General features: G+C 46.6%; 34 protein-coding genes. 23 read left to right on the top strand and 11 right to left on the bottom strand.

Annotated features, from left to right (window positions below; genetic code table 11):
- Position 1: 1 nt before the first annotated feature.
- The 9 genes from BA1DRAFT_RS00690 to BA1DRAFT_RS00650 all read right to left on the bottom strand — a co-directional run bounded on the left by BA1DRAFT_RS00690 (position 2) and on the right by BA1DRAFT_RS00650 (position 5,376).
- On the bottom strand, positions 2 to 280 hold the full coding sequence (locus BA1DRAFT_RS00690) for an LcrG family type III secretion system chaperone (protein ID WP_036775316.1): 279 nt from the start codon (positions 278 to 280) through the stop codon (positions 2 to 4).
- Between the two features lie 40 nt (positions 281 to 320).
- Complete coding sequence (locus BA1DRAFT_RS00685) at positions 321 to 755, bottom strand: LcrR family type III secretion system chaperone (protein ID WP_036775314.1); 435 nt, start codon at positions 753 to 755, stop codon at positions 321 to 323.
- Entirely contained in the window at positions 752 to 2,869 is a 2,118-nt protein-coding gene (gene sctV, locus BA1DRAFT_RS00680) for a type III secretion system export apparatus subunit SctV (RefSeq protein WP_036775311.1), read from the bottom strand. The genes BA1DRAFT_RS00685 and sctV overlap by 4 nt, the downstream gene beginning before the upstream one ends.
- Positions 2,866 to 3,195, bottom strand: a complete 330-nt coding sequence (sctY, locus tag BA1DRAFT_RS00675) for a type III secretion system chaperone SctY (protein ID WP_036775309.1) — start codon at positions 3,193 to 3,195, stop codon at positions 2,866 to 2,868. Before sctY ends, sctV begins: the two co-directional genes overlap by 4 nt.
- A gap of 2 nt (positions 3,196 to 3,197) precedes the next feature.
- Positions 3,198 to 3,563, bottom strand: a complete 366-nt coding sequence (gene sctX, locus BA1DRAFT_RS00670; RefSeq protein ID WP_036775307.1) for a YscX family type III secretion system protein SctX — start codon at positions 3,561 to 3,563, stop codon at positions 3,198 to 3,200.
- Positions 3,560 to 3,931, bottom strand: a complete 372-nt coding sequence (gene sycN, locus BA1DRAFT_RS00665; protein WP_036775306.1) for a type III secretion chaperone SycN — start codon at positions 3,929 to 3,931, stop codon at positions 3,560 to 3,562. Before sycN ends, sctX begins: the two co-directional genes overlap by 4 nt.
- Positions 3,928 to 4,215: a TyeA family type III secretion system gatekeeper subunit gene (locus tag BA1DRAFT_RS00660; RefSeq protein WP_036775304.1), complete on the bottom strand. Its 288-nt coding sequence runs from the start codon at positions 4,213 to 4,215 to the stop codon at positions 3,928 to 3,930. Before BA1DRAFT_RS00660 ends, sycN begins: the two co-directional genes overlap by 4 nt.
- Positions 4,196 to 5,068, bottom strand: a complete 873-nt coding sequence (sctW, locus tag BA1DRAFT_RS00655) for a type III secretion system gatekeeper subunit SctW (RefSeq protein ID WP_036775302.1) — start codon at positions 5,066 to 5,068, stop codon at positions 4,196 to 4,198. The genes BA1DRAFT_RS00660 and sctW overlap by 20 nt, the downstream gene beginning before the upstream one ends.
- 71 nt (positions 5,069 to 5,139) lie before the next feature.
- Entirely contained in the window at positions 5,140 to 5,376 is a 237-nt protein-coding gene (locus tag BA1DRAFT_RS00650; RefSeq protein WP_036775300.1) for a hypothetical protein, read from the bottom strand.
- Here BA1DRAFT_RS00650 and sctN point away from each other — a divergent pair.
- The 23 genes from sctN to BA1DRAFT_RS00535 all read left to right on the top strand — a co-directional run bounded on the left by sctN (position 5,375) and on the right by BA1DRAFT_RS00535 (position 23,381).
- Positions 5,375 to 6,697 (top strand): type III secretion system ATPase SctN, encoded by a 1,323-nt coding sequence (gene sctN / locus BA1DRAFT_RS00645; RefSeq protein ID WP_036775298.1) that lies wholly within the window; start codon positions 5,375 to 5,377, stop codon positions 6,695 to 6,697. The two genes, BA1DRAFT_RS00650 and sctN, sit on opposite strands and share 2 nt — an antisense overlap.
- Positions 6,697 to 7,158, top strand: coding sequence for a type III secretion protein (locus tag BA1DRAFT_RS00640; protein WP_036775296.1), 462 nt, complete (start codon positions 6,697 to 6,699; stop codon positions 7,156 to 7,158). Before sctN ends, BA1DRAFT_RS00640 begins: the two co-directional genes overlap by 1 nt.
- Before the next feature lie 11 nt (positions 7,159 to 7,169).
- The gene (locus tag BA1DRAFT_RS22500; protein ID WP_051560608.1) at positions 7,170 to 8,381 is read left to right on the top strand and encodes a type III secretion system needle length determinant; all 1,212 of its coding nucleotides are present in this window, start codon (positions 7,170 to 7,172) and stop codon (positions 8,379 to 8,381) included.
- On the top strand, positions 8,378 to 9,307 hold the full coding sequence (gene sctQ, locus BA1DRAFT_RS00630) for a type III secretion system cytoplasmic ring protein SctQ (protein WP_036775294.1): 930 nt from the start codon (positions 8,378 to 8,380) through the stop codon (positions 9,305 to 9,307). The genes BA1DRAFT_RS22500 and sctQ overlap by 4 nt, the downstream gene beginning before the upstream one ends.
- A complete protein-coding gene (sctR, locus tag BA1DRAFT_RS00625) occupies positions 9,304 to 9,957 on the top strand; it encodes a type III secretion system export apparatus subunit SctR (protein WP_036775291.1) in 654 nt (217 codons plus the stop codon). Before sctQ ends, sctR begins: the two co-directional genes overlap by 4 nt.
- Before the next feature lie 2 nt (positions 9,958 to 9,959).
- Positions 9,960 to 10,226, top strand: a complete 267-nt coding sequence (gene sctS / locus BA1DRAFT_RS00620) for a type III secretion system export apparatus subunit SctS (RefSeq protein ID WP_036775290.1) — start codon at positions 9,960 to 9,962, stop codon at positions 10,224 to 10,226.
- Positions 10,223 to 11,011 (top strand): type III secretion system export apparatus subunit SctT, encoded by a 789-nt coding sequence (gene sctT / locus BA1DRAFT_RS00615; protein WP_036775287.1) that lies wholly within the window; start codon positions 10,223 to 10,225, stop codon positions 11,009 to 11,011. The genes sctS and sctT overlap by 4 nt, the downstream gene beginning before the upstream one ends.
- Complete coding sequence (sctU, locus tag BA1DRAFT_RS00610; RefSeq protein WP_036775284.1) at positions 11,008 to 12,063, top strand: type III secretion system export apparatus subunit SctU; 1,056 nt, start codon at positions 11,008 to 11,010, stop codon at positions 12,061 to 12,063. Before sctT ends, sctU begins: the two co-directional genes overlap by 4 nt.
- A gap of 753 nt (positions 12,064 to 12,816) precedes the next feature.
- Complete coding sequence (locus BA1DRAFT_RS00605; protein WP_036775282.1) at positions 12,817 to 13,635, top strand: helix-turn-helix transcriptional regulator; 819 nt, start codon at positions 12,817 to 12,819, stop codon at positions 13,633 to 13,635.
- Positions 13,636 to 13,749: 114 nt separating this feature from the next.
- Positions 13,750 to 14,586 (top strand): T3SS regulon anti-activator ExsD domain-containing protein, encoded by an 837-nt coding sequence (locus BA1DRAFT_RS00600; RefSeq protein ID WP_036775280.1) that lies wholly within the window; start codon positions 13,750 to 13,752, stop codon positions 14,584 to 14,586.
- Positions 14,587 to 14,600: 14 nt separating this feature from the next.
- Positions 14,601 to 15,023 (top strand): YscB family type III secretion system chaperone, encoded by a 423-nt coding sequence (locus tag BA1DRAFT_RS00595; protein ID WP_036775278.1) that lies wholly within the window; start codon positions 14,601 to 14,603, stop codon positions 15,021 to 15,023.
- The gene (gene sctC / locus BA1DRAFT_RS00590) at positions 15,011 to 16,861 is read left to right on the top strand and encodes a type III secretion system outer membrane ring subunit SctC (RefSeq protein WP_036775275.1); all 1,851 of its coding nucleotides are present in this window, start codon (positions 15,011 to 15,013) and stop codon (positions 16,859 to 16,861) included. The genes BA1DRAFT_RS00595 and sctC overlap by 13 nt, the downstream gene beginning before the upstream one ends.
- On the top strand, positions 16,858 to 18,129 hold the full coding sequence (gene sctD / locus BA1DRAFT_RS00585; RefSeq protein WP_036775274.1) for a type III secretion system inner membrane ring subunit SctD: 1,272 nt from the start codon (positions 16,858 to 16,860) through the stop codon (positions 18,127 to 18,129). The genes sctC and sctD overlap by 4 nt, the downstream gene beginning before the upstream one ends.
- Positions 18,126 to 18,338 (top strand): EscE/YscE/SsaE family type III secretion system needle protein co-chaperone, encoded by a 213-nt coding sequence (locus BA1DRAFT_RS00580; protein ID WP_036775272.1) that lies wholly within the window; start codon positions 18,126 to 18,128, stop codon positions 18,336 to 18,338. Before sctD ends, BA1DRAFT_RS00580 begins: the two co-directional genes overlap by 4 nt.
- Positions 18,280 to 18,585: a type III secretion system needle filament subunit SctF gene (gene sctF, locus BA1DRAFT_RS00575; protein WP_420865112.1), complete on the top strand. Its 306-nt coding sequence runs from the start codon at positions 18,280 to 18,282 to the stop codon at positions 18,583 to 18,585. Before BA1DRAFT_RS00580 ends, sctF begins: the two co-directional genes overlap by 59 nt.
- 2 nt (positions 18,586 to 18,587) lie before the next feature.
- On the top strand, positions 18,588 to 18,941 hold the full coding sequence (locus BA1DRAFT_RS00570) for a YscG family type III secretion system chaperone (protein WP_082303607.1): 354 nt from the start codon (positions 18,588 to 18,590) through the stop codon (positions 18,939 to 18,941).
- Positions 18,934 to 19,500: a YopR family T3SS polymerization control protein gene (locus BA1DRAFT_RS00565; protein WP_036775267.1), complete on the top strand. Its 567-nt coding sequence runs from the start codon at positions 18,934 to 18,936 to the stop codon at positions 19,498 to 19,500. The genes BA1DRAFT_RS00570 and BA1DRAFT_RS00565 overlap by 8 nt, the downstream gene beginning before the upstream one ends.
- Positions 19,501 to 19,575: 75 nt before the next feature.
- Positions 19,576 to 19,914: a type III secretion system inner rod subunit SctI gene (gene sctI / locus BA1DRAFT_RS00560; protein WP_036775265.1), complete on the top strand. Its 339-nt coding sequence runs from the start codon at positions 19,576 to 19,578 to the stop codon at positions 19,912 to 19,914.
- Positions 19,915 to 19,920: 6 nt separating this feature from the next.
- Positions 19,921 to 20,658, top strand: a complete 738-nt coding sequence (gene sctJ, locus BA1DRAFT_RS00555) for a type III secretion system inner membrane ring lipoprotein SctJ (RefSeq protein WP_276525089.1) — start codon at positions 19,921 to 19,923, stop codon at positions 20,656 to 20,658.
- Positions 20,659 to 21,285, top strand: a complete 627-nt coding sequence (locus BA1DRAFT_RS00550) for a Yop proteins translocation protein K (RefSeq protein ID WP_036775261.1) — start codon at positions 20,659 to 20,661, stop codon at positions 21,283 to 21,285. It abuts the gene before it with no gap.
- On the top strand, positions 21,264 to 21,881 hold the full coding sequence (locus BA1DRAFT_RS00545) for an HrpE/YscL family type III secretion apparatus protein (RefSeq protein ID WP_036775258.1): 618 nt from the start codon (positions 21,264 to 21,266) through the stop codon (positions 21,879 to 21,881). Before BA1DRAFT_RS00550 ends, BA1DRAFT_RS00545 begins: the two co-directional genes overlap by 22 nt.
- A gap of 175 nt (positions 21,882 to 22,056) precedes the next feature.
- Complete coding sequence (locus BA1DRAFT_RS00540; protein WP_036775256.1) at positions 22,057 to 22,992, top strand: YopT-type cysteine protease domain-containing protein; 936 nt, start codon at positions 22,057 to 22,059, stop codon at positions 22,990 to 22,992.
- Positions 22,989 to 23,381, top strand: a complete 393-nt coding sequence (locus tag BA1DRAFT_RS00535; protein WP_036775253.1) for a CesT family type III secretion system chaperone — start codon at positions 22,989 to 22,991, stop codon at positions 23,379 to 23,381. Before BA1DRAFT_RS00540 ends, BA1DRAFT_RS00535 begins: the two co-directional genes overlap by 4 nt.
- Positions 23,382 to 23,603: 222 nt before the next feature.
- Here BA1DRAFT_RS00535 and cspE read toward each other — a convergent pair whose 3' ends face one another.
- Together cspE and BA1DRAFT_RS00525 are read right to left on the bottom strand one after the other, a co-directional pair.
- Positions 23,604 to 23,819 (bottom strand): transcription antiterminator/RNA stability regulator CspE, encoded by a 216-nt coding sequence (cspE, locus tag BA1DRAFT_RS00530; protein WP_021323801.1) that lies wholly within the window; start codon positions 23,817 to 23,819, stop codon positions 23,604 to 23,606.
- A 463-nt stretch (positions 23,820 to 24,282) separates the two neighbouring features.
- Positions 24,283 to 24,585 carry a hypothetical protein gene (locus tag BA1DRAFT_RS00525; RefSeq protein ID WP_036775251.1) on the bottom strand — a complete coding sequence of 101 codons (303 nt, stop codon included), beginning with the start codon at positions 24,583 to 24,585 and terminating at the stop codon, positions 24,283 to 24,285.
- Positions 24,586 to 24,837: the final 252 nt, after the last annotated feature.

The raw sequence follows: 24,837 nt of genomic DNA, 5'->3' as shown, positions 1-24,837 counted from the left end.
CTTATACAATAATGCCACGCATACGAGGTGGGCGACGGAGACGCTTTCCCTCTTCCAAAGAGGGAGGTTGGTTGCTTCGTAAGCGATTAACTTCTGTCAGCAACTCTTGCTCAGCATTCCGAACCAAAGTAACGTCAGTATGACCAAACAATTCTGTACCCACACTTGGGTTGATGCCAAGAGACTGCCACATCTCCTGCAATAGTTGCAGTCTGTGATCACTGTCCTTAATGGCTGCCTCAGCAGCTTGCAGTACTTTGGCGTTGGGTTCCTCTTGCATCAGTGATTCCTATAATAAAGAGAGATATCGATTCTTCCTGTCAAAGTTGGACTTTTTTTTGTTGTTTTCTCATTTGATGTAACGATATAACGCAACTGGCTTCTAACTCAAACCAGCCAGGCGCCACCTCACTCGCGCCAGTCCAGCGATGGTAAAACCGGGCCAAACGTTCATCATTAAGGGAAGAATCAACCAAAGTATTAACTTGACCATAAAGTCGGCCACCCGGCCCAAGCACAGCCATCGTTGCTGTCGCCAACAGATAAAGAGGCGCAAATGGATTAGCAAGCCCTCGGCGCTGCCGGGTACGACGTAACATCACGATCCAAACTCGCGGCGCATCATAACGCCAGGCAATTTCACAGCCTTCATACCACACACGCCAGCCAAGAGGGATCGAGCTACTTCCCATATAATGAGGGTGTACTGAATAACCCCGCTCCTTAAACCAAGGGGTTAGCGGATCACTATTCATAGACACACCCTACCAAGCGGTTGGATGTTGATCTGTTGAGTCAACTCTTGATACGAAAGCACTGGCAAGCCGTGGTGATCACCTTCAATTAACTTACGGACATAGCGACGAATATCCATTGATACGATCAACACTGGCTTATTCTGCATCTGTGTTAAATCGCCCACGGTTTTCTTCATCTGTTCAAGGAAACTTTGCGTCACCGCCGGGTCCAACGCCAGATAACTACCTGCGCTCGTTTGACGAATACCATTCCGAATCTGCTCCTCTACCTGCTGATCCAACAGATAGGCGGGCAAAATGTTGTTACCATTAGCATACTTGTAGCAAATGTAACGCTTGAGACTACTGCGAATATATTCCGTTAATTGCACCACATCTTTTTCCTTCTGCCCCCACACCACCATAGCTTCAAGAATCGTACGTGTATTACGAATAGAGATGTCCTCTCCAACCAACCGTTGTAATATCTCGGTCATCCGCTGCAATGGAATTATGCGCATGGCCTCCTTGACCAATTCACCATAGCTACCCTCCATCTGTTCCAGAAGATAACGGGTCTCCTGCACACCAATAAAATCTTCGGCATATTCCCGCAGCACATGTGACAAATGCCAGGTGATCACCTGAGACATTGATAAAAACGCCAGCCCGGACTTCACCAAACGTTCCTGATGTGCTTCCGCTACCCACAAGGTAGGTTGATTAGGTAATAGAGGTTCCCCCTCTTCATAAGGGATAGCCAATAATTCCAATTGACTGACCGGTTCCTGCACCAGCAAATGCGCTGAACGCAGCCGACCACGAGCAACAGGCACCTCTTGCAACTGGATCAGGTATTCCCCCTCCTTCATCCCTTCATTAAAACGTAAGTGGATACCGGGAAATGGTACGCCTAAATCCAAATAGAGGGCGCGCCGCACCCGTATTAATTCATCATTCAGTGAAATAGCTTCCAGTTCAGCCTGTAATCCCGCATCCACATCAATAAGTAAAGGAACCGTCATAGCAAATTCCTCTTTCTCACCAAGCTTTCCAGCTTTGGCCTTACTGCCGCTCTTGGATTTAGGTTTGGCTGCCGGTGCGCCTGCCCCTTGGGCTAATAGGCTAGGAAGATCCGCTTGCTGGCTGGCGCTGGCTTGTCGCTGCCGTTGGAACAGCAAATAACCGCCGCCCGCTACCACCAGTGCAAGCAGTAAGAAGGTCAATGTAGGGAAGCCAGGAATCAGGCCAAATAACACCAATAAAACACCGCCAATCAGCAGTGCCTTTGGTTGGGCAACGACCTGCTCGCCGATCTCATTCCCCAAATCCGAAGCATCTTCCGACGAAACCCGCGTAACAATGATACCTGCGGTGATAGCGATCAATAGTGCCGGAACCTGAGCGACCATACCATCACCAACGGTCAAAATGGCGTAGAGCTGCAATGCATCAGCCGCCGACATCCCTTTCTGGGTGACGCCTATGGTTATCCCGCCCAAAATGTTGACGAAGATGATAAGGAGGCTCGCAATCGCATCACCCTTAACAAATTTCATCGCACCATCCATCGAACCAAACATCTGGCTCTCTTTTTCGATAATGCTGCGCCTCTCTCTGGCTTCATTGACGTCAATAACGCCGGCACGCATATCTCCGTCGATACTCATCTGTTTACCGGGCATGGCATCAAGAGAAAAGCGGGCGCTCACCTCAGCTACGCGTTCCGAACCTTTGGTTATGACGATAAATTGTACAATGGTGATGATCAGAAAGATCACTATCCCGACAATCAGGTTGCCGCCGACAACGAAATTACCGAAGGTATAGACTATCTTACCGGCATCTGCTTGTAGGAGAATCATCCGGGTGGTACTGACGGAAAGCGCCAGACGAAATAGCGTTGTCACCAGTAAGACCGCAGGAAAAGCAGAAAACTGTAAGGGGGAATTGATATAGACCGCCATCATCATGAGCACCACCGAGATGGTCATATTAATGGCGATCAAAATGTCAAGCAGGATAGGCGGAAGCGGCAACACCATCATGAAGACCACGGCCAGCAACAATATTGCCAACATGATGTCTTTACGCTCGCCAATCAGACGCAATAATTCCAACCCACGGCTCATAATAGGGCCCCTTGAGCAAGATAACGCTGATAAGCACTGCGTGCTTCTTCCAGATTCCCTTCCTGTTGACAAGCGCGGCTCACACAAAGCCAGAGGGCAGCGCTTTGTTCACCCTGCTCTTGTAAGAGGGCGCAATGCTCTTTTGCCATGCTCCCCTCTTGCAGTTTAAGTAATGAAACCACCAAGGCGCGGCGCCCTTCCTGATGTTCAGGATGCAAAGCCAGTAATGCATCTAATAAAATACGCGCTCGGTCAGGATGACCGTATTGAAGTTGGAGCCAGCCGAGCAGCAACAGGGCGCTCTGCTGTTTAACACTGAGAGTCATGGTCATACCTTGTGCAACAGGTGCAGAGCCATCTGCAACAACTGTTCATCTTGATTCATTTTTTCCAACAGGGAGACAGCATGCTGTACCCTGACGTCATCATCTTGTTGCAAAATTGTACGCAGACCACTCACAGCCTGACGGAAATCATGTGGGCGCAACAGAGAGTGAAACCCATCTTGCGGGCAAGCAAAAGCCAACAAAGCCTGATCAGCCTTGTTAGCGGGATAAAGACGTGCAGAGTGAGTCTCAACGGATTGACCATCAGGCAATAATGCGTAGCGATCAGGTAAACTAACCCCTATCTCTTCCCGACTGATCGCCGTTAGTTGTTCAATTCCTATATGGGCGGCAGCGATTTTGCTCACGAAGCGAGCACCTCTCGCTGTACTCTTAATAAAGAGCGAAATGCCTGATGCAGCAAAGGCAAAGTTATCTCTCGTTCATCTAGTGTCACAAACAATAACAGGCGATCTTCCCCCAACCAGCCACAACGCAAGGGCAGTTCGGGCCCCTGACCACTGAAAGTGAGTAACATCGCTTTAACCATAACCTCTTTTCCCTGATGCCAGGGAATTTCGCGGGCCAGCCAAAGTGTTAATGCGCCACCATAGCGCTCAATTTGTAACGTACCAGAATACTCAAAATCGATTTGGATCAAGGGGCTAGAAACATCAGACATCTCCATACCCAAATCCTGACAAAACTGGAGTAACTGTGGCTCTATCCAGTTCATGATGCTCCCTCTCCCGACCACAATTCGTCTTCTTCTCTCTCAATCGCTGTATCCAGCGCCAGTTGACAAGCATTAAGCAAATTTTGACGCTGTTCTTCATCACTGAACACTTCCACCGGAATCAAGCGAATCAATCGCTTCAATTCGCGGTAGAAATGAATTTGAGTTTGGCTATCCTGCAATCCCAAAGCATGACCGAGCATTTCAATATCCCGCACATTGGCCCAACGTTTCTCAACCAGAGAAACGACATCCCCCATAAGGTCAGAAGGCCCGTATGCCATGACTTTCCCCCTCTATCACGCTTTTCCATAACTGCTCAACCTGAACCGATAAGCTGTTAAGCAAACGGAGTTTATGCATGTCACTCATTACACGTTCCAGCTTAATCGGATCGAGTTGCCTCTGTTGGCTGTCCAAATCAGCGCTCAGCGCTTTCATGATGAATCCGGTTACTTCCATCAGGGAACTACTCTTGAAATTGGCTTGAATATCTCGCCAGGCAGCCGACAGCCCTTGATAATCCATCACTGCATCACGATAGATGTTGCGCAACGCTTGCAAGTTGCCAACCCCATTTCTCGCCGCTGTCGTGGCATCAGGCGTAATGCGGGCTCCCAACTCGATAGCAATCCCTTGCTCTTGCGCTAAACGTGACAACTCCTGATCAATCAATGTCAATATGGCATGTGCCTCCGGCCTGCCAGCCAGCGCGTCACGGGCCTGACTCAGCGCATAAAATTGCTCACTCACTTCGCCAGAGAAACTTTCCAGATAAGCCTGTAACTGAGCAATATTAGTCAGTTGAGCGCTATTTAAGTGAGAGATCAATGCCTTGACCTTTTGTTGTCGCTCCAAATCCGGCACCTTCTGCAAATATTCGCCCACCAGCGCCTCAATTTCTCGTACCCTGGCATGCCCATCGCTAACTTTACGCTTGGAGAGCGGCATATCTTTACGCTCCGAAAATGCAAAGGTCAGCTCTTCAGCCGCATCAGCAAAAGATTGGGATGCCGATACCAACACAACTTTCTCTCCCTGAAACTGACCAACCTTAGCCTGCTCCTGTTGTGCGGTAACCCCGGTACCCGGTTCTGATAAAGTTATCGAATGAAGATGATTCTGGATAATATCCATAGCCTACCTTGTCATATCAGAGTTAATAATGAACAAATTATAAAGATACCGTCCCAGCGCCTATGCCAAAATCAGTCGTGAATTTTTAGCAAAATCCGTCGTAATCCAAGGCAGAGCCCCATTGGTCTGGTGTAAAGCGCATCAAGCATGAACAATACGCCGTGAATAAGATCAGGAAATCTCACCGATAAAGCAGGGAACGTCCAGGCAAACTCCAACCATTTTCTAAAAACTCCCGACTCAGGTTGCAATCCCTCCCCCTCTCCCTTCTTTATAGTATTTGCAGCAGAGGTTATATAAACGATCATGAAGCTTTCCCTTGACCATATTCCCGGCCAAATGCGCCACGCCATTAATGAATGCCGGCTAATTCAGATTCGCGGCAGGGTTACACAGGTCACGGGTACACTACTTAAAGCCGTCATTCCTGGTGTACGGATAGGTGAACTTTGTCACTTACGTAATCCTGACAACACGCTGTCGCTTTTAGCGGAGGTGATTGGATTCCAACAACATCAAGCGCTGTTGACGCCACTTGGTGAAATGTTTGGCATCTCTTCAAATACCGAAGTCAGTCCAACCGGAGCCATGCACCAAGTTGGTGTGGGTGATTACCTGTTAGGACAAGTCCTTGATGGGCTAGGTAATCCGTTTTCCGGCGGCCAATTGCCGGAACCACAAGCTTGGTATCCCGTTTATCGAGATGCCCCGGCTCCTATGAGCCGTAAACGGATTGAACACCCGCTTTCACTCGGTGTACGTGCTATTGATGGCTTACTCACATGCGGTGAAGGTCAACGTATGGGGATTTTTGCCGCGGCGGGCGGCGGAAAAAGCACACTGCTATCTACGTTGATTCGTAGCGCCGAAGTTGACGTTACCGTGTTGGCGCTCATCGGTGAACGTGGCCGTGAAGTACGGGAATTTATCGAATCGGATCTCGGTGAAGAGGGGCTAAAACGTTCCGTGCTGGTGGTCGCGACCTCAGATCGCCCGGCAATGGAGCGAGCTAAAGCAGGGTTTGTCGCTACGTCAATCGCTGAATATTTTCGTGATCAAGGCAAACGTGTACTGCTATTGATGGATTCTGTGACCCGTTTCGCCCGAGCGCAACGAGAAATAGGTTTAGCTGCCGGTGAACCACCAACCCGGCGTGGTTATCCTCCGTCAGTGTTCGCGGCTTTGCCACGATTAATGGAACGCGCGGGTCAATCCGACAAAGGTTCGATTACCGCCCTCTATACCGTATTGGTGGAAGGCGATGACATGACAGAACCCGTAGCAGATGAGACTCGATCTATCCTTGATGGTCACATTATTTTGTCACGCAAGCTGGCTGCGGCTAACCACTATCCCGCTATCGATGTGCTACGTTCCGCCAGCAGGGTAATGAATCAAATTATTACTCCTGAACATCAGGCTCAAGCTGGCCTGTTACGCAACTGGTTAGCTAAATATGAAGAAGTGGAGCTTTTGTTGCAGATTGGAGAGTATCAAAAGGGGCAAGATCTCGTTGCTGACAATGCCATTGCGCGTATTGACGCAATACGTAGCTGGTTACGCCAAGGCACTCATGAGCCAAGTGATTTACCGCAAACTTTAGCGCTATTACAGCAGATAACAAGATAATGATTAGCCGTTTACAACGCATAAAAGCCTTACGAGTCGAACGCGCTGAAAAACATTTTTCTCTGCAACAAATGAAACTACAAACAGCCCGTCAAAACCATCAACAGGCTTTGCAAACCCTGCAAGATTACGGTCAATGGCGAATAGAAGAGGAACAGCGGCTTTTTGCACTGTGTCAGGGCAAACCTATTGACCGTAAAGGTCTTGAACGCTGGCAACAACAAGTTGCCTTGTTGCGCGAAAATGAAGCGCAATTGGAAAAGCAAGCGGCTGAAATGAAAGAAAAAGTGGAGCTGGAACTCCGTCAATTACAAGAGTGTCAGCGTGTACTGCACCACGCACGCCAGCAGCAAGAAAAATTTAATGAATTGGGTCGTCAGCAGCAGGAGGCGATCCGTGCCCAAGGTGAATACCAGGAAGAGCTGGAACAAGAAGAGTTCCATCGCCAAGAAAGAGTGTAAAACAGAAGAGTATGAACCCACTGACAGCTATCGGCAAAGATGTCTCCTCCCTCCCAACGTCGTCTCCCGCAAAAGCAGACGCAGATTTGCAACGCCGTTTCGAGCAAGCTATCACCTCTCATGCCGTCAACACGCGCCAGTCAACCACACGGCGGACAGAACAACCGTTAACTAACACGGCAGCAACGTTAACTAACACAACAACGTTAACTAACACAATAAATAGTAAAACAGCGGATCGGCATGCTACACATGACTCAGATGAGGAGCTTCCACTATTCGATTCTCCCCAACCGGTAATTGATGATACACGCAAGCAAGCCTTACCATTGACAGTCCATGACATGCCTGCGCCACCTCAAAATCAGAAAAAAAATTTATCGACCTCTGTTCATCGCCTTAGTGAGATCGCTAGCGAGATACAAGAGTCTCTGTCAGCACCTGGAATCCCAATGCATCGGCCAAACCTGAACGTCTTGTCTGATTCTGGCCTGAAACCGGTTGATATCACTGTGACTGGCCATCCTGACGCAACAATGACGCCTGTACAGCAAGACGCAAACGATGAACTGGCATATCATGCAGTGATGCAGACAGCACCTGGCCGATCCCCATCACAGCCAGACACACAACGCGGTACCACTCCTCACCAACAAACAGATCCGACTTTACCTATACCTGCTCGCTATACCAACGAAAGCAACATCACGGAAAAAAAAGCGTTGGATGAAGTCGAGACCTACCATTTGTTGGCATCAAAACCAAAAAAGTCTGACTCTCAATCCTCTCACTCCGGCGGATCAGATGGACAAACACCTCTCTTGCCACAAACACAACTCCTGCCGGGGGAACGTATCCTCGCCGCAATGCAAGCAACTTCAACCATATCTCCCCTTTTGGAAGCATTGATCGACAAACTGAGTGTGGAGATCAGTATCGAACTCACCCAGCAATCGCGTCCGGCCACATTACATTTGACACTTCCTAGTCTGGGGGCGCTTGAGATCCAACTCACTAATGAGCATGGCAAACTTCAAATAGAGATTTTGGCGAATCCCGCAGCTCAACAACTCCTGAAACAGGCACGCTTTGAATTGATTGAACGTTTACAACTTCTTTACCCAACACAAACTGTCGAACTCTCTCTTCCGCCTCAAACGGATAGTGAACACGGATCACGTCAACGTCGCAGCGTATATGAAGAATGGAAAAAAGATGCATGAATGACCTAACCCTATCCAAAGTTTCATTAGAAGAATTAACGCTGCATCAGACCCTGAGTCGCCACCAGCAACAATTTAGTTGGGATAATAGCCATCTCTCGCTGGATGTGGCCCCCCCTCCCCAAACGTTGGACAGGGTATTGATCGCCCATTGGCAGGGACAAACTTTTTCCTTTTACTGCCATGCAGCCGAGCTAGCATTGTGGCTCGCTCCTGATCTACAACAAGCGGATCTCACCTCGCTCCCTCAAGATCTGCTGCTGGCACTGCTGGAATATCAGAGCAAAGTGCTACCCACTCTGTCATGGTCAGCACTGCGTACCACGTCGAAACGCCCTTTGTCAGCTTGTTTACAATTACGCCTTGAACGGCCGGGGGCCACATTGCCGCTCTGGTTACCAGAGCCATCCCCTTTAATTGCTATATTGCCAGAACGTCAATCTAGCGAGCGCCTGTCTATTCCATTACGACTTTCTCTGCAATGGGGGGCAATAACCCTGACTTTAGATGCGTTTCGCACCCTGGAATCAGGGGATATGCTGCTACTGCCCCCACAGCAACAACCAGATGCCCCTTTATTAGCGTATCTGGAAGGACGCCCTTGGGCCTACTTTAAATCCCATGACCATAAACTGGAGTTAATCACTATGCACACCCCCTCCTCTGACAATTCTGACGACACTCTGCCAGTAACGGACTTAAACGACCTAGAGGTTCATGTCAGTTTCGAAGTGGGTCGTCAGACCTTGGATCTACAAACACTCACCAGCCTGCAACCCGGTTCATTACTCGATCTTGGCGTTCCCTCAGATGGTGTAGTACGTATTCTTGTCAATCAGAAATGCCTGGGTTCAGGGCGATTGGTCGATATTGAGGGGCGTCTGGGAGTAAGAATCGAACATCTCTCCGTGGAGAAACAATCATGATCCAGTTACCAAACGAATTGGATCTCATCATCGGTCTGGCTTTGCTGGCTCTGCTTCCCTTTATTGCGGTGATGGCGACCTCTTTTCTCAAACTGGCCGTGGTATTTTCCTTATTGCGTAACGCGTTGGGCGTACAGCAGATCCCACCTAACATGGCAATGTATGGATTAGCCATTATCCTCACTATCTATGTGATGGCTCCGGTGGGTTTCGCCACTCAAGATTACCTGCGTCAAAATGAAGTTTCATTCAGCAACGCACAATCAGTAGAGAAATTTGTGGAAGAGGGCCTGACGCCTTACCGAAACTTTCTTAAACAGCATATTAAGCCCAGTGAACGTACTTTTTTTATCGACAGTACCCGACAAATTTGGCCAAGCCAGTATGCAGATCGGCTAGAACCAGACAGCTTGTTGATACTGTTACCCTCCTTTACAGTCAGTGAATTAACCCGAGCTTTTGAAATCGGGTTTCTGCTTTATCTGCCGTTTATTGCAATCGATCTCATTATTTCTAACATTCTGCTCGCAATGGGAATGATGATGGTTTCTCCAATGACTATCTCTCTTCCTTTCAAGTTACTGTTATTTGTCCTACTTGATGGCTGGACACGCCTGACACACGGCCTTGTTATCAGTTACGGAGATTGAATATGAGTAATGCTGATATTTTGCATTTCACCAGCCAATCGCTCTGGTTAGTGTTAATCCTTTCCCTGCCTCCGGTACTCATGGCTGCGGCAGTGGGAACATTAGTCTCGCTAATTCAAGCACTCACCCAAATACAAGAACAAACATTGGGTTTTGTTATTAAATTAATCGCGGTCGTTATCACCTTGTTCGCGACAGCTACCTGGCTTGGCAACGAACTCTATAGCTTTGCCAACATGACCTTTCTTAAGGTGCCGCTGATCAAATGACCCTACCAGAGCTCCAGCAGCAAATGCTGGCTTATACCCTGCTATTACCGCGCATCATGAGCTGCTTTGTGATATTCCCTGTGCTCAGCAAACAGATGCTAGGTGGTGGGTTAATCCGCAACGGCGTGGCTTGTTCACTGGCCCTCTATGCTTACCCAACTGTAGCCGGTAACCCACTGCCCACATTAGGTAGCCTGGAGTTGACGCTGTTGCTCGGTAAAGAAGTCCTGCTTGGTTTGCTCATTGGCTTTATCGCTTCTATTCCATTTTGGGCGATGGAAGCCACCGGTTTTATTATAGATAACCAACGGGGAGCAACAATGGCGTCAGTGCTTAACCCTTCCCTGGGAAGTCAAACCTCACCCACAGGTCTGTTATTGACTCAAACGCTAATCACACTTTTTTTCTCCGGCGGCGCTTTTCTTAGCCTACTTGGCGCTCTCTTTCAGAGCTATAACAGTTGGCCGGTAACGCAGTTCTTCCCCCAAATTACCAACCAATGGCTCCATTTTTTCTACGGCCAGTTTAGTTATTTGCTGCAACTCTGCGCCCTGATGGCCGCCCCTTTGTTAATTGCCATGTTTCTGGCTGAGTTCGGGTTAGCACTGATTAGCCGCTTCGCTCCTTCTCTTAACGTTTTCGTGTTGGCAATGCCAATCAAAAGCGCAATTGCCAGCCTGCTACTGGTTATCTATATCCAGTTATTGATGCATCACGCCTATGATAAGGTGCTGTTAATTCTCTCCCCGGTACGCATGTTAATCCCTATTCTGGAGGCGCCATGAGTGGAGAAAAGACTGAAAAGCCTACCCCCAAGAAACTCAGAGATGCCCGGAAGAAAGGCCAAGTAACCAAGAGTAACGAAGTCGTCTCTACCTCCTTAATCTTGGGGCTAATCGGCATGATGATGGTCATGTCTGAATACTACTTGGAGCATCTGAGTAAACTGATGCTGATCCCGGCTAATCTGCTAGATAAACCCTTTCCCCAAGCCTTAAACCATGTGGTTGAAAACTTGATGCAGGAGCTGGTCTACCTCTGCTTGCCAATTCTGAGCGTTTCCGCTTTGCTATCGCTGGCTTCACACTTCGCCCAATACGGTTTTCTACTGAGTGGACATTCCATCAAACCTGATATTAAAAAGATCAATCCTGTTGAAGGCGCTAAAAGAATCTTCTCTATCAAGAGTCTGGTGGAATTCATCAAATCGATACTTAAAGTGGGGCTGCTCTGTACCTTGGTTTGGGTGACTTTGGCTGGCAACCTACAGGCGTTACTCTACCTACCAGAGTGTGGGGAAAAATGCATCACCCCTGTACTGGGAATGATGTTAACCCAGTTAATGACCGTGTGTGGCATTGGATTTATCGTGATCTCTATCGCTGATTATGCTTTCGAACACTACCAACATATTAAGCAGCTTAGAATGAGCAAAGACGAGATCAAACGGGAATACAAAGAGAGTGAAGGCAGCCCAGAGATCAAAAGTAAGCGACGTCAATTTCATCAAGAATTACAGTCGAGCAATATGCGTGCCAGCGTCAAGAACTCATCAGTGATCGTCGCCAACCCAACTCACATTGCGGTAGGTATCCGTTACAAGAAAGGGGAAACACCGTTACCCCTTATCACGCTCAAGTTCACCGATGCTCAGGCCCTACAAGTTCGACGCATCGCCGAAGAGGAAGGTATTCCGGTGTTACAACGTATTCCTCTGGCCCGGGCGCTTTATCAGGATGGCCTAATCGACCACTATATTCCTGCCGATCTTATCCAAGCTACCGCAGAAGTTTTACGCTGGCTAGAACAGTGGCAGGATCGTGCTCCTGAGCCGTAACCTATTCCCAAATAGCGTTTTTTGAAAGCGAAACTACATATATGACTGAGCATTGACATTCAAGACACCTCGCCAATGCTCAATATAAACGAAATATAATTCAGATTCGTTTCTTAATTATTACGATTAAATTACATAATAACAACAAATTTAATATAAATAAAAATTACTGCCAATAAACCAACATTTCTTAAACAATATTATAATAAACAATCCAATTCAGTTCGGTTGATTTTACCTTTTTATCGATTGATCAAATCGTTGAAACCAGATTGAATTTATTATTAAGTAATTTATATTACATATAGCCATTTGGATTTCACTTTGCGCTGACTTCTATACCTGTTAATCCGTTAATATTACTCTAGTCATTACAATTATTAACGTATTCTGAACCATTAATACATTGCCTGAATAAAAGGAGATAACTATCAATATCAGTCAGGAAAAAAGGCCCAGTTTATGATTAAAAGTGCGAAATCTATCGGCAATGGTTATCGTATAAAAATTTGATCGCTTTTTACTCTTCGTTTATAAAATGTGAGAATAATTCGGTATTCGGGCCAAAGAACATAAATAGGCCCACTAGCAAAAATCATTTTAATTAAAAGGTGCTATAGTTAACCATCAGGTTAAATACATAAACTATTCTTTCTGTCTATTTCAGGCAGCGAAAACGAAGAAAATATCTATTAATAATAATAATGTGATTTGTATTTTTAAGACATACACCAACAGATCCAGGACAATAGAATGAACGGCATCACAACATCAGGGAAGGGAATGGATATCTCGCTATTCCAACGTAGCATGCCTGCCTTTAACGTTATAGAACATCCTCAGGAAGGGATATATATCCTACTCGAAGGTGAAATGACATGGCAGGATAGTACCAATACCTACGATATCTCCCACAACGAACTGCTTTTTGTTCGTCGTGGCAGTTATGCAGCAAAAACGCGTAGTGATACCTGTAAGCTACTCTGGTTGCCTCTGAGCACCGCTTTTCTCCACGGTTTTTTGCAACGTTTTGGCACTCTGCTCAGTGAGGTCGAGCGGCACAATATGCCAACACCCGAATTAATTGCATTTACCTCATCGCCTCTGTTATCTCAAAGTATAAATGGGCTGGTCGATTTACTGGCTCATGATTACCCCGCAGCGTTGGGTCAACTCAGAACAGAAGAGTTGTTATTGTTATTAGCATTTGGAGAACAAGGCACTTTGCTCATGTCAGTATTACGACAATTGAGCAACCGCCAAGTGGAACGTTTGCAGAGTTTTATGGAAAACCACTACCTTAAGGAGTGGAAACTCAGTGAATTCGCTAAAGAATTTGGTATGGGATTAACCACCTTCAAAGAGTTGTTCCGTTCGGTATACGGAATATCACCACGCGCCTGGATCAGTGAACGCCGCATTCTTTATGCACACCAACTACTACTCAACAGTGAGATGAGTATTGTTGATATCTCAATGGAAGCTGGATTCTCCAGCCAATCTTACTTTACTCAAAGCTATCGAAGACGCTTTGATTGCACCCCCAGTCGGGCCAGGTATGGCAAAGAGTAACGATTGGCTAAAATAATCTGACGTTTTTTACAAGTTAACCATTGGCCTGACAGATAAAATAAGGCCATTCCTAATTTAATCGACAAGAGTGACTAGCAGCAAGATGAGCATAGCATGAGCCAGCAAGACCATAATCAGACTCGAACCAGCATGTTTCTCGGCCGCAAGATCTCTGTCATGCAGTCGGGAATTCCACGCCGGGATCAGTTACTCGGAAAATCATCGGCTATTCAGTATCAAAATAGCGACATTATTAATAGCCAACAGTTTATTTTATTACAACGCTTGCTACCCAGACATCTGCTGGAAAGCTTGATGAAGTCCGTCTGGTTTCGTAGACGGTTAAATTGTGGACAAGCTTTGCGGCGTGATGATCTACAACAGTTCATCAGAGCGGCGGCAGAACCGGAATGTGACTGGAATAAGGTATTGGGCGACCGCATAAACCTGGCTGACAGGCATCTTTTACAGCACTGGGTATTACAGCCGCTATTTGACTGGTGGCTCCGTTTGTTGGAGCCAGAGATAGATTTCTGGTTCACTGAATTTGAGCAGTTACAGATCCAAGAACGGCAATTGCGGGCTAAAGCGCATTTTTGGCAGCAGGTGGAAAGTGTCCCATCTCAATGCCGTAAACAACATCATCAAGAGGTTATATCTTTGCAAACAGCGCTTAACCAACGCAAACAACTATTAGAAAAATTGCTGTTGACAACGGAAACCCAAGCTCGCGAAGCATGGCCCAACTGGTTTACCGGGCTGGATGCACTCCAAGCTGGCGGCGACCTGACCGCTTTTACACCAGTTCCCGAAGCACTGTCATCCTGTTGGACGTGGTTAACCGCTTTAGAGCATGACAACGAGTCGGCCATTCACTTACAAAAATGGCTTTGTGCCCGTGTTCTGTGTCTGCCACAGGACAGTTTTTATTGGCAATCGACGACGACCTAATTATTAGAGGAAACATGCAAACTCTACTCAATCATTTGGCCAGTCGCTTGGGCCAGAAGCCTTTCGTTTCCGATAGACAAGGGCATTACCATTTGCACATTGATAACTACAACCTGTTCCTTCGCCAACAGGGAACTGAACTTGTGTTATCCAGCCCGTTAAGCTGGCGCCATAACCCAAAAGATCCGTCAGGCGCAGAGTTACTGAAAACACTATTGCAACAGGTCACACGTTGGGGACGCCATGCTCCCCACGCACTGACCTTAGATGAATCAGAGAATCTTATTCTGGAGGCACGCCTTGACCTTGATAGTTTGGATGCTCAAATACTGGAACAGATGCTAACCATGCACGTCGATCTACTGGAACAAGTGATGGCTTTATTGTCAGAAACCCAATCCTCCCCCCAATGGAAACAGGTAATATGGCAACCATGAAACAGTTCCAACGGTTATGCCGTTCCCTACTGTTGTCGTTGAGCATCAGCGGCGTGATGATTCCCTCTGCTCATAGCCAAGATCTGGATTGGTTTCCTACGCCTTATAGCTATTTGGCAAAAGGAGAAAGCTTGCGGGATGTACTGGTTGATTTCGGCGCTAACTATGAAGCCTCAGTGGTTGTCAGTGACAAAGTGACCGATCAAGTTAACGGCCATTTTGAGCAGAACACTCCTCAGGAATTCCTGCAACATTTATCTTCTCTCTATAATCTGGTCTGGTATTACGACGGGAGTGTGCTGTATGTATTCAAAAACAGCGAAATACAATCGCGCCTGCTTAAGCTTGAACAAACCAACGCAACGGAACTACAGCAGGCCCTAAAACGTTCAGGCATTTGGGAACCACGCTTTGGCTGGCGTCCTGATCCAGGCAATCAACTGGTTTACATATCAGGCCCTCCCCGTTATCTCGAACTGGTTGATCAAACCGCATCTGCGCTGGAACAGCAATCATTGCTGCGTAGCGAAAAAACCGGCGCCTTGACGGTGGAAATTTTCCCGCTTAAATACGCCTCAGTAGTCGATCGCAAGATTCAATATCGTGATACCAGCATTGAAGCACCTGGCGTAGCTACCATTCTCTCTCGTTTGCTCAGTGATACCAATGTGACCACTGTTACTGGTGAAGCGTCTTCTTCTACGGGAGGAAGCTACTCAAGCCGTGCGGTTGTACAGGCAGAACCCTCCCTCAATGCCATCATTGTACGGGATAACCCGGAAAGGATGCCCATGTATGCCCACTTGATCAACGTATTGGACAAACCCTCTGCCCGGATTGAAGTTGCCCTTTCCATCGTCGACATCGACGCAAACAACCTTTCAGAACTGGGGGTTGACTGGCAAGTCGGCATCAACACCGGGCCTCGTCATATTATTGATATCACAACCTCCGCTGGGGAAAAAAAGGAGGGCAAGGAAAAAGGTGAAAGCATTGGTTCAGCCGCATTAGGTAGTCTGGTTGATCGCCGTGGTCTGGATTACTTGCTCGCCAAAATAACCTTACTAGAGAGTAAAGGAAGCGCTCAGGTGATTTCCCGCCCAACGCTTTTAACGCAGGAGAATACGCAAGCGGTCATTGACAACAATGAAACCTACTACGTGAAAGTGAATGGCGAACGGGTTGCGGAACTTAAAAGCCTGACCTATGGCACTATGCTACGCATGATTCCCAGAGTCATCCAAGTGGGAGATTCTCCTGAAATCAGTTTAGATCTGCATATTGAGGATGGTAACCAGAAACCTAATAGTTCAGGTCGGGATGGTATCCCGACTATCAGCCGAACCGTTGTCGATACCGTTGCCAGAGTTGGACATGGGCAAAGTCTGCTAATCGGCGGCATCTACCGCGACGAAATGAGTCAAATAACACGCAAAGTACCATTTTTAGGCGATATCCCCTACTTGGGTGTCTTGTTTCGCAATACCAGTGAGCAAGTTCGACGCTCAGTACGGCTATTCATTATTGAACCACGTCTGATTGATAGTGGGATAGCCCATTATCTGGCTCTTGGTAACGGGCAAGATCTACGCCCTAGATTACTGGCAACACAAGATATCTCTAATCATAGCTTATCGTTGAGTAAAGCTCTGGGAAGTGCGCAATGCCAGCCATTATCCTCGGCCCGTCAAGTACAAGAAACGCTACGGCAAGCAGGTAAAAGCTCATTTTTAGACTCATGCCGAATGGGTAAAACTTACGGATGGCGAGTTATTGAACAACAATGTTCACTGAAGGAAACCTGGTGTGTTCGTGTGCAAAATAAGGCGAACAGATGAGTTGGAAAATTCGCTTTTACCGCGGACTGAATAAAAGTATTGAGGTCAATTTAGCTGAGGGGCGTTTAGCCATCGGCTCAGACCCCCTACAGGCAGATATCGTTCTGGTAGATGAAGATGTTGCCCCTGTGCACCTGATCTTAGAAATCGAACCAGACTCAATTCGCCTGTTGGAATGGGCCGGTGAAGTCGCACCAAGTCAGAATGGCGAACCGCTATCATCGGGCGCCACATTGCAAGCACTGGCTCGCCAAGAGGCGGGCCCGTTATTGTGGGCTTTTTGTGACCAACAGCATGTATTCCCAAACCAACTCGCTGAACCGACGGTCACGCCACACCAACGCCCTGCTCGCCAAAATCGTAGCTGGGTAGCTGGCGGGATGTTGATCCTTTGTCTGGTACTGGCACTTGGTCTTCTGGCGCTGCTTGGACACGAAGGATGGCAAAGGAGCAACATGTCCAATAGCATCGCCGAGCAAGAACTACGCCGTTTTCTCAATGACGATTCAGCCTATCGCCAAGTGAGTGTACAAATGATGCCCGATCACGGGCCGCTGTTGCTCAAAGGTTATGTGAACCTCAATCAACAACGGCTGACGCTGCAACAGTATCTTGATGCTCACTCTCTCAGTTATCGGCTGGAATTACGCACTATGGAAGAGTTACGTCAGGGGGTGGATTTCATTTTACAAAAACTGGGTTATACCCAAGTTCAGAGCAACAATGGTAAACAAGCTGGCTGGGTCCGCCTTATGGGAGAAGTTACTGATACCAGCCAGCAATGGAACGATATTGAATCACTACTCAAACGTGATGTTCCAGGCTTACTGGGCATAGAAAACAAGACGAAATTCACGGGTAGCCATCTCAAGCGACTAGATATGTTATTGGCTAAACATGATTTACCCAACACGCTGACCTACAAGGATAAAAACGATCGTATCGAGTTCACGGGTCAACTGGATGAGCACCAAACTCATAGCTTCTACCGCTTACAGCAAGTATTTAAGCAAGAGTTCGGCAACCAGCCAGCATTGGTATTACTGAATAATAAGCAGCTCACCCGCAATGATGAACTCAATTTCGACGTCAGAGCAGTTTCCCTCGGGCGTATACCCTATGTGGTACTCAAAAACAACCTGCGTTACCCCGTCGGAGCAACAACAGAAAATGGTTTGAGAATTGAGGCCATCCGCCAAGATGCGATTGTTATTATCAAGGGTGAACAACAATTTATTGTCAAACTCAACAGGAGCCCAGTTTCATGATGACATCCCTGGAAGCACGACTGTTTGGTGCTGATCCCGCTTATGTCAACGAAATGCAACATCGCCTCTCTCAAGCGCTGAACGATATCAAACAACGCCTGAGACGTGGCGGTTCGGTACAAGAATACCAACAATGGCAACTGGAGGCTGATGCCATCCAAGCCGCAATCACAATACTTAACACAACAGAAGGAAACCATCATGGCTAAAACTTTTACTGCCGCAACGGACGCTAATACCCTCGATAGGGTTGCAGCTCAATTGACTACACAAGCCAACACAGCCGAAACAGACGTCAGTGCCGCCATTACCGCCCTCAAGGACGGCCCTGATAACCCTGCTTTGCTAGCTGATTTACAACACAAAATCAACAAATGGTCGGTAATCTACAACATCAACTCTACTGTCACCCGGTCTATGAAAGACCTGATGCAGGGTATATTACAGAAGATCTAATCATGACACGTTCACTCAAAGGACTACTGGCAGATATTGCTCTGGTTGGAAGCGGCCATCACTGCCATGACGAAGCCAATATTATTGCTGACTGGCTGATATCAAGCGAGGAAGGGCAAGAAGCCGCAAACCTGATTCGGCTCTCTTCTTTGACGAACCAAGGCAAATATCAACAGGCTCTGGATTTTGGCCGGGATCTTCCCTGGCCTAGTTTGGAACCTTGGTTAGCGTTGTGCGAGTGGCGTCTGGGGCTGGCATCCGCTCTGGAGCAGAGACTGACGCGAATGGCTGGCAGCGACGATCCACAATTGCTCTCCTTTGTTGATGGCATGCGGGAACAACTGGCTCATGGATAGGATTGAAGGACCATCCTATAACACCGTGTCGCAATCAAAGGTACAACCTTCGGTCAGTTCCAGGCACCAGCACAGCTTTGAACAAGCACTGGAAACCACGCCGGATCAGCAAATGCTGAAAGAGCGCCAACAACGCTGGCTACAGGGAGAATCGCTGGAGAACGTTTTAGGCGATTTTGATCCAGCGACACAGCGCAGAGTGACATGGCAGTGGTATCAGGCTTCATCGCCTGATAAACAGCCAGCCCAACGTGCTCAGTTAGAGGACAAGCTGATCGCTCCGGTACAAGAGCAGCTATGGTCGCAGTTTGGTGGTTTGTCATTGCCCGTCAATCCACCGCTGGATATGCCAGAACTGAAAAAGATTGTTCGTGAATTTGCCCCCACAGGTCGACAACAGGAGACGGTGCTTCTCAAGATACTTGGCAAGATTGAACCTATGCCTGGCAATGAGTACCTGAGCGACCTTATCCGGCAAGAATTGAAAACACTGATCCCCCGTAACGGTATGGTGGATAACCTGATACGAAATTCACACAAACTCGATTTGGAAGAATAATGGACCAACCACAACTCAGTGAAACAGGGATAGACAACCTAGATAAACTCAACCTACCTCAAATTTGGAGGAACAATGGATCTACCACAGATAAGTGAGACACTAATCACCAGCCTGGATGAACTTAATACACCTCAGGCCAGTGCCGAAAATATTGCGAGTTTTGAACACGCTATGTCCAATCAAGATCAGGGGATTGGAAACAATCTGATCAGTGAATTGGGCCAGCTCAGACAACAATTTACTCAGGCTAAACAGGAACTGGAAGCGCAGCTAGCAGTCCCTGGCAGTGATCCTAACAGCCTGATGCAAATGCAGTGGTCTCTAATGCGAATCACCCTGCAAGAAGAGCTAATTGCCAAAACGGTAGGACGGCTCAATCAAAACATTGAAACCTTAATGAAAGCCCAGTGAGGAGCTGTGAAGAAACACTATATAATCTGCGTTATGCTCGCTGTCCTGATGCTAACTGGCTGTAAAATCGAACTCTACACCGGTGTCAGCCAAAAAGAAGGCAACGAAATGTTAGCCTTGCTCAGGGAAGCGGGCATTTCCTCTGATAAGCAGCCAGACAAAGATGGCTATATCAAGTTATTAGTCGAAGAGTCTGATGTAGCGCAAGCGGTTGAAGTGCTCAAACGTAAAGGATATCCACGGGAGAACTTCTCTTCGTTACAAGATGTCTTCCCCAAAGACGGCCTTATCTCCTCGCCAATAGAAGAGCGGGCGCGGCTTAACTTCGCCAAAGCGCAGGAGATCGCCCGAACACTTTCTGAAATCGACGGCGTGCTGGTGGCTCGGGTACATGTTGTTTTACCCGAAGAGCAAGACAAACTGGGTAAAAAGCTATCGCCAGCCTCTTCTTCGGTGTTTATCAAACACGCAGCGGACGTGCAACTCGACACTTACATTCCCCAGATTAAGCAACTGGTTAATAACAGCATTGAAGGGTTAAGTTATGATCGGATCAGCGTCGTATTAGTGCCCGCAGCGGGCGTACGTCAGGTACCGTTGGCGCCACGCTACTCCACTCTGTTCTCTATCCAAGTTACCGAAGAGTCACAGGGGCGTCTGATTGGGCTGTTGGTACTATTATTAGCTTTATTATTTGTCAGTAATCTGGCGCAATTCCTGTGGCATCGAAGCAGGATGCAATAAATGGCAACAGTATTAACGCCCTATCAGTTTCGATTTTGCCCTGCCAGCTATATTCATTCTGACCACCTACCATCAGAATGGCTTGCAGTCTTATCTTCCCTGCCTGAGTGGCGAAATTCTCCCAGACTAAATGGGCTACTGCTAACCCAATTTGATCTGAATGTGGATTATGAATTACCAACCGGGTTGGGAAATCTCGCCCTGTTAGAACAATCGTGCTTAGAACAACTGCTTACCTGGCTAGGAGCCTTACTGCACGGGCAAGCTATCCGCCATTGCCTGTTGGCGACAGAACTTCGCCACTTACACGATTCACTAGGAAAAGAGGGACACCGCTTCTGTTTAAAGTATCTCGATATCATTATTGGCAACTGGCCGACTGGCTGGCAACGCTCGCTGCCACCAGTAATCAATGCAAACTATTTTCGTATCAGTGCTTTACAGTTCTGGCTAACAGCGATGGAGTCTCTTCCTATCGATTTCGCTAAACGCTTGAGCCTGCGGCTTCCACCTTATGAAAACCTCGCGGCCTGGCCTGTCAGCCAGGCAGAACGACCGTTGGCACAAGCATTGTGTCTCAAATTGGCTAAGCAAGTGAACACAGAATGTTACCATTTATTAAAATAACAACAGAGCACCTTCAACTGGCCCCTGAACTCCAGATACTGCGTAAAGCGGACTATCAGACCTGCCTCAGCGCCAAATCTCTGCTTGAGGCTGCCCGGCTCCAAGCACAAGAAATTGAACGTGACGCACAGGCGGTTTATGAGCAACAAAAAGAGTTGGGTTGGCAAGCAGGTATTGATGCTGCCCGCGCAGAACAAGCTAACTTGATTCATCAAACCCAGTTGCAATGCCAGCAATATTACCGGCAGGTGGAGCAACAGATGAGCAATGTAGTCTTGCAGGCTGTACGTAAAATCCTAAAGAATTATGACCAAGTTTCCCTCACCTTACAGGTGGCTCGTGAAGCCCTGTCATTAGTCAGTAACCAAAAACAGGTTATTTTACGTGTTAATCCTGAACAAGCCGCAACCGTTCGCGAACAGATATCACGGGTACACAAAGACTTCCCTGAAATCGGTTATTTAGAGATCACCGCTGATGAGCGTCTCGATCAAGGAGGCTGTATTTTAGAAACAGAAGTCGGGATCATTGATGCCAGTTTGGATAGCCAATTAGAAGCGCTGATGTCTGCCATCAATAACCAGTGGCAAAGTTGAAGACGCCATCACGCTTCAAAGAGATAACCGGTTTTCGACGGAAAGTGAAAATTTCTTCTGCCGTTATTAATATTCTCTATTTCGACAAAACATTATGATTCACTCTATCTGATATCCAAGCGCATATGCGTATCTCTTGGAATAATCTCAAAAGAAACTACTAAAGGAGTGACCATTGTCTCCCATCTCAGGTATTAATCACCAAAGAATATTTCCTACCCAACAGCTTGATACCACAGCCGTTAATCAACCACAGGGGGAACTGTCGGGTAAATCTCTGAAAGTCTCTTCACCCAGACCAGGATTACTAGAACGCCTTTCCGCGACAATTCAACGCAATCTACCGGGCCACTCCATGCTTGATCGTCAACTGACCACCGATGGCAAGAAGAATCAAGAGAGCCGCTTCTCGTTCAGCATGATAAAAGACAGAATCGTTCACTTTGCGGTGAGCACTAAGTTAGGGAGTGTTCGAAATTCTGCCAGTAAGCACGGCGGCGAAGTTACTTTCAAGTTCGCTCAGACCAAAGGCGCCTTTCTGGACCAAATCATGAAACATCAAGACACCTCCGGCGGGGTTTGTGAGTCCATCTCCGCACACTGGATAAGCGCTCATGCCAAGGGTGAAAGCGTCTTCAACCAGCTCTATGTGGGCGGCCAAAAAGGTCAATTTCATATCGACTCTCTGGTTTCCATTAAGCAGTTACAAATGGATGGCCTGGACCCATATGCCGAGCAAAGCCAAATAACCGAATCCTGGCTCCGTGAGAACGGTATCCAACCACGAAGCCCACTTGAAGTAAGCGGAGAAACTGGCAGCAAAGGTACAAAAGATCTATTAAACGCCATCCTGGATACAGGTGATAAGGGATCAGGCTACAAGAAGATCAGTTTTGAAGGACAAATGGCCGGACACACAGTAGCCGCTTATGTCGATGACCAAAAGGGTGTTACCTTTTTCGATCCTAACTTCGGCGAGTTCAGCTTCCCGGACAAAACCTCATTCTCCAACTGGTTCTCTCAAGACTTCTGGTCTAAATCCATGTATAACAAGGAAATCGGACTAGGACAAAATTTCTACGTTTCCAACTTCGAGCCTAAAACACGATGACACACGACTATCACCAGCTTATAGAAGCTCTATTCTCTAAACTTGGCGTACCTGCATCTTCTACTGACGATAATATCTACACTCTGGAAGTTGATGGACGCTTTCAGGTACTGATTGGTTGTTATCACGACAACTGGCTACAGTTGTTCTGCGAATTAGGGGCCGAAATCAGTCATGCCAACAATCTTTTTGGGCAACATTGGCCGGCTCATGTCCAAGGAGATTTGGATGGACAAACCATTCTATGGTCACAACGTCCCCTGGCCGAAGTAGATGTCGCCGAGCTACAAGCCTGGCTGGAACGATTTATTGATGATATTGAACAACGCCTGACACCTAACACAATCCAACAGCCTAAAAATCTGCCGCCTTCCTTGATGCGGGTTTGAGCGCTAAATACAAACCACTACCGGAATATCAGTTCAATGGGAGCTTCAATATTTAGTTCCCTTTAAACTACCAAGACAAAATAATCAAAGCAAAATACTACTGTCACCATGCAAAAAACCCGCAACTAAGCGGGTTTTTACTTATTAACAACTTTAACTACTCAGAATATTATCTTCATCGCTATCGTAAAGTCGCTAATAGATTTAAGCAGTTAAGTTAAATCAAGATAATACGATAACATTTACTGCGGATGGACCTTTAGCGCCATTCTCAATAGAGAATGAAACTTCCTGCCCTTCTTCCAATGTTTTGAAATTATTACTCTGAATTGCAGAATAATGAACAAAAACATCTTTGCTACCATCTTTTGGCGAAATAAAGCCAAAACCTTTATCGTTGTTAAACCATTTTACTGAACCAGTCATTGCATTAGACATAGAATTTTCCTTTAATTTTTAAGTTGCCATAAGGCGTTATGAGGTCTGTTTTTCAGTTTTACTTATGGGTACTATTACGGGTACTAATTAGAAGGAATTCGCAATGAAGTGGTATCAGGGATAACGCTAAATGGTGAACTGCTTTAACTTTAATACTTTTCATAAAAACTTTTCATAAATAGGTCTGTACTTCCAAACCAGTGACGCTATTAAATCACATTGATCGGTTGTTAGCAAATCTTAATTTCATTTATTTTTTCCTATTTGTTTCTCTCCCTTATCCTAAATTTCGACCTTAACCAATATTGCAATAGCTTTACCATAGCCATAACTAACTAATTATAAAAAGTTTTTATCCAAAAATCCCATTTGCCGAGATTACGGCACTGATTTGAATTTACAAATTTCCCCCAACGCCCTAATCAGGCTACAATACCGTAGCCTAAAATTAGTGAAAATAAAGTTAACATCTTCCCATCTTTAAACGACCATTGCAGTTCATGATCTCTGATACCTTAAAATACGGAAAATACTCAGTACCGTTATCGATAAATCCTCCATTATCAGTACGACATTGTGATGTAATAGCGCAAGTCTCATCTCCTTGCTTCCAAATGAATACATCACAAGACTGGGAAGCACGAGACATATTCCACTGCGCCATACACTCTTGATCAGTTAGTTCAATAGGCTTATCGGCTCCACTGCCTGCGTTTGCGGCAGACGCAATCCCGAGAAGCAATGCTCCTAACATAAATTTCTTCATATTTATATATCCTTTAAGAATCATTCAATTATCGTATAATAGTATTAACTAATTGAAATTAATTTTCATAGCTATTTTAGGTATGTAAATATCTTTCTTAAATAATATTTAATTTCTGAATAAAACAATCAATATTCTTTAGTGAATCGGAGAGCTTCATATATCCACATTAAAAAAGTAGTCCATCTTCCACATTATTACAAGTTAACTGGGATATAATATGAAAAAACCGTATATTGATTTCAAATGGTT

Origin of the sequence: Photorhabdus aegyptia (genome assembly GCF_000612035.1) — a bacterium.
GTDB lineage: Bacteria > Pseudomonadota > Gammaproteobacteria > Enterobacterales > Enterobacteriaceae > Photorhabdus > Photorhabdus akhurstii.
The sequence above is the reverse complement of the archived record's forward strand: the minus strand, read 5'-3'. Positions and strand labels throughout refer to the sequence as shown.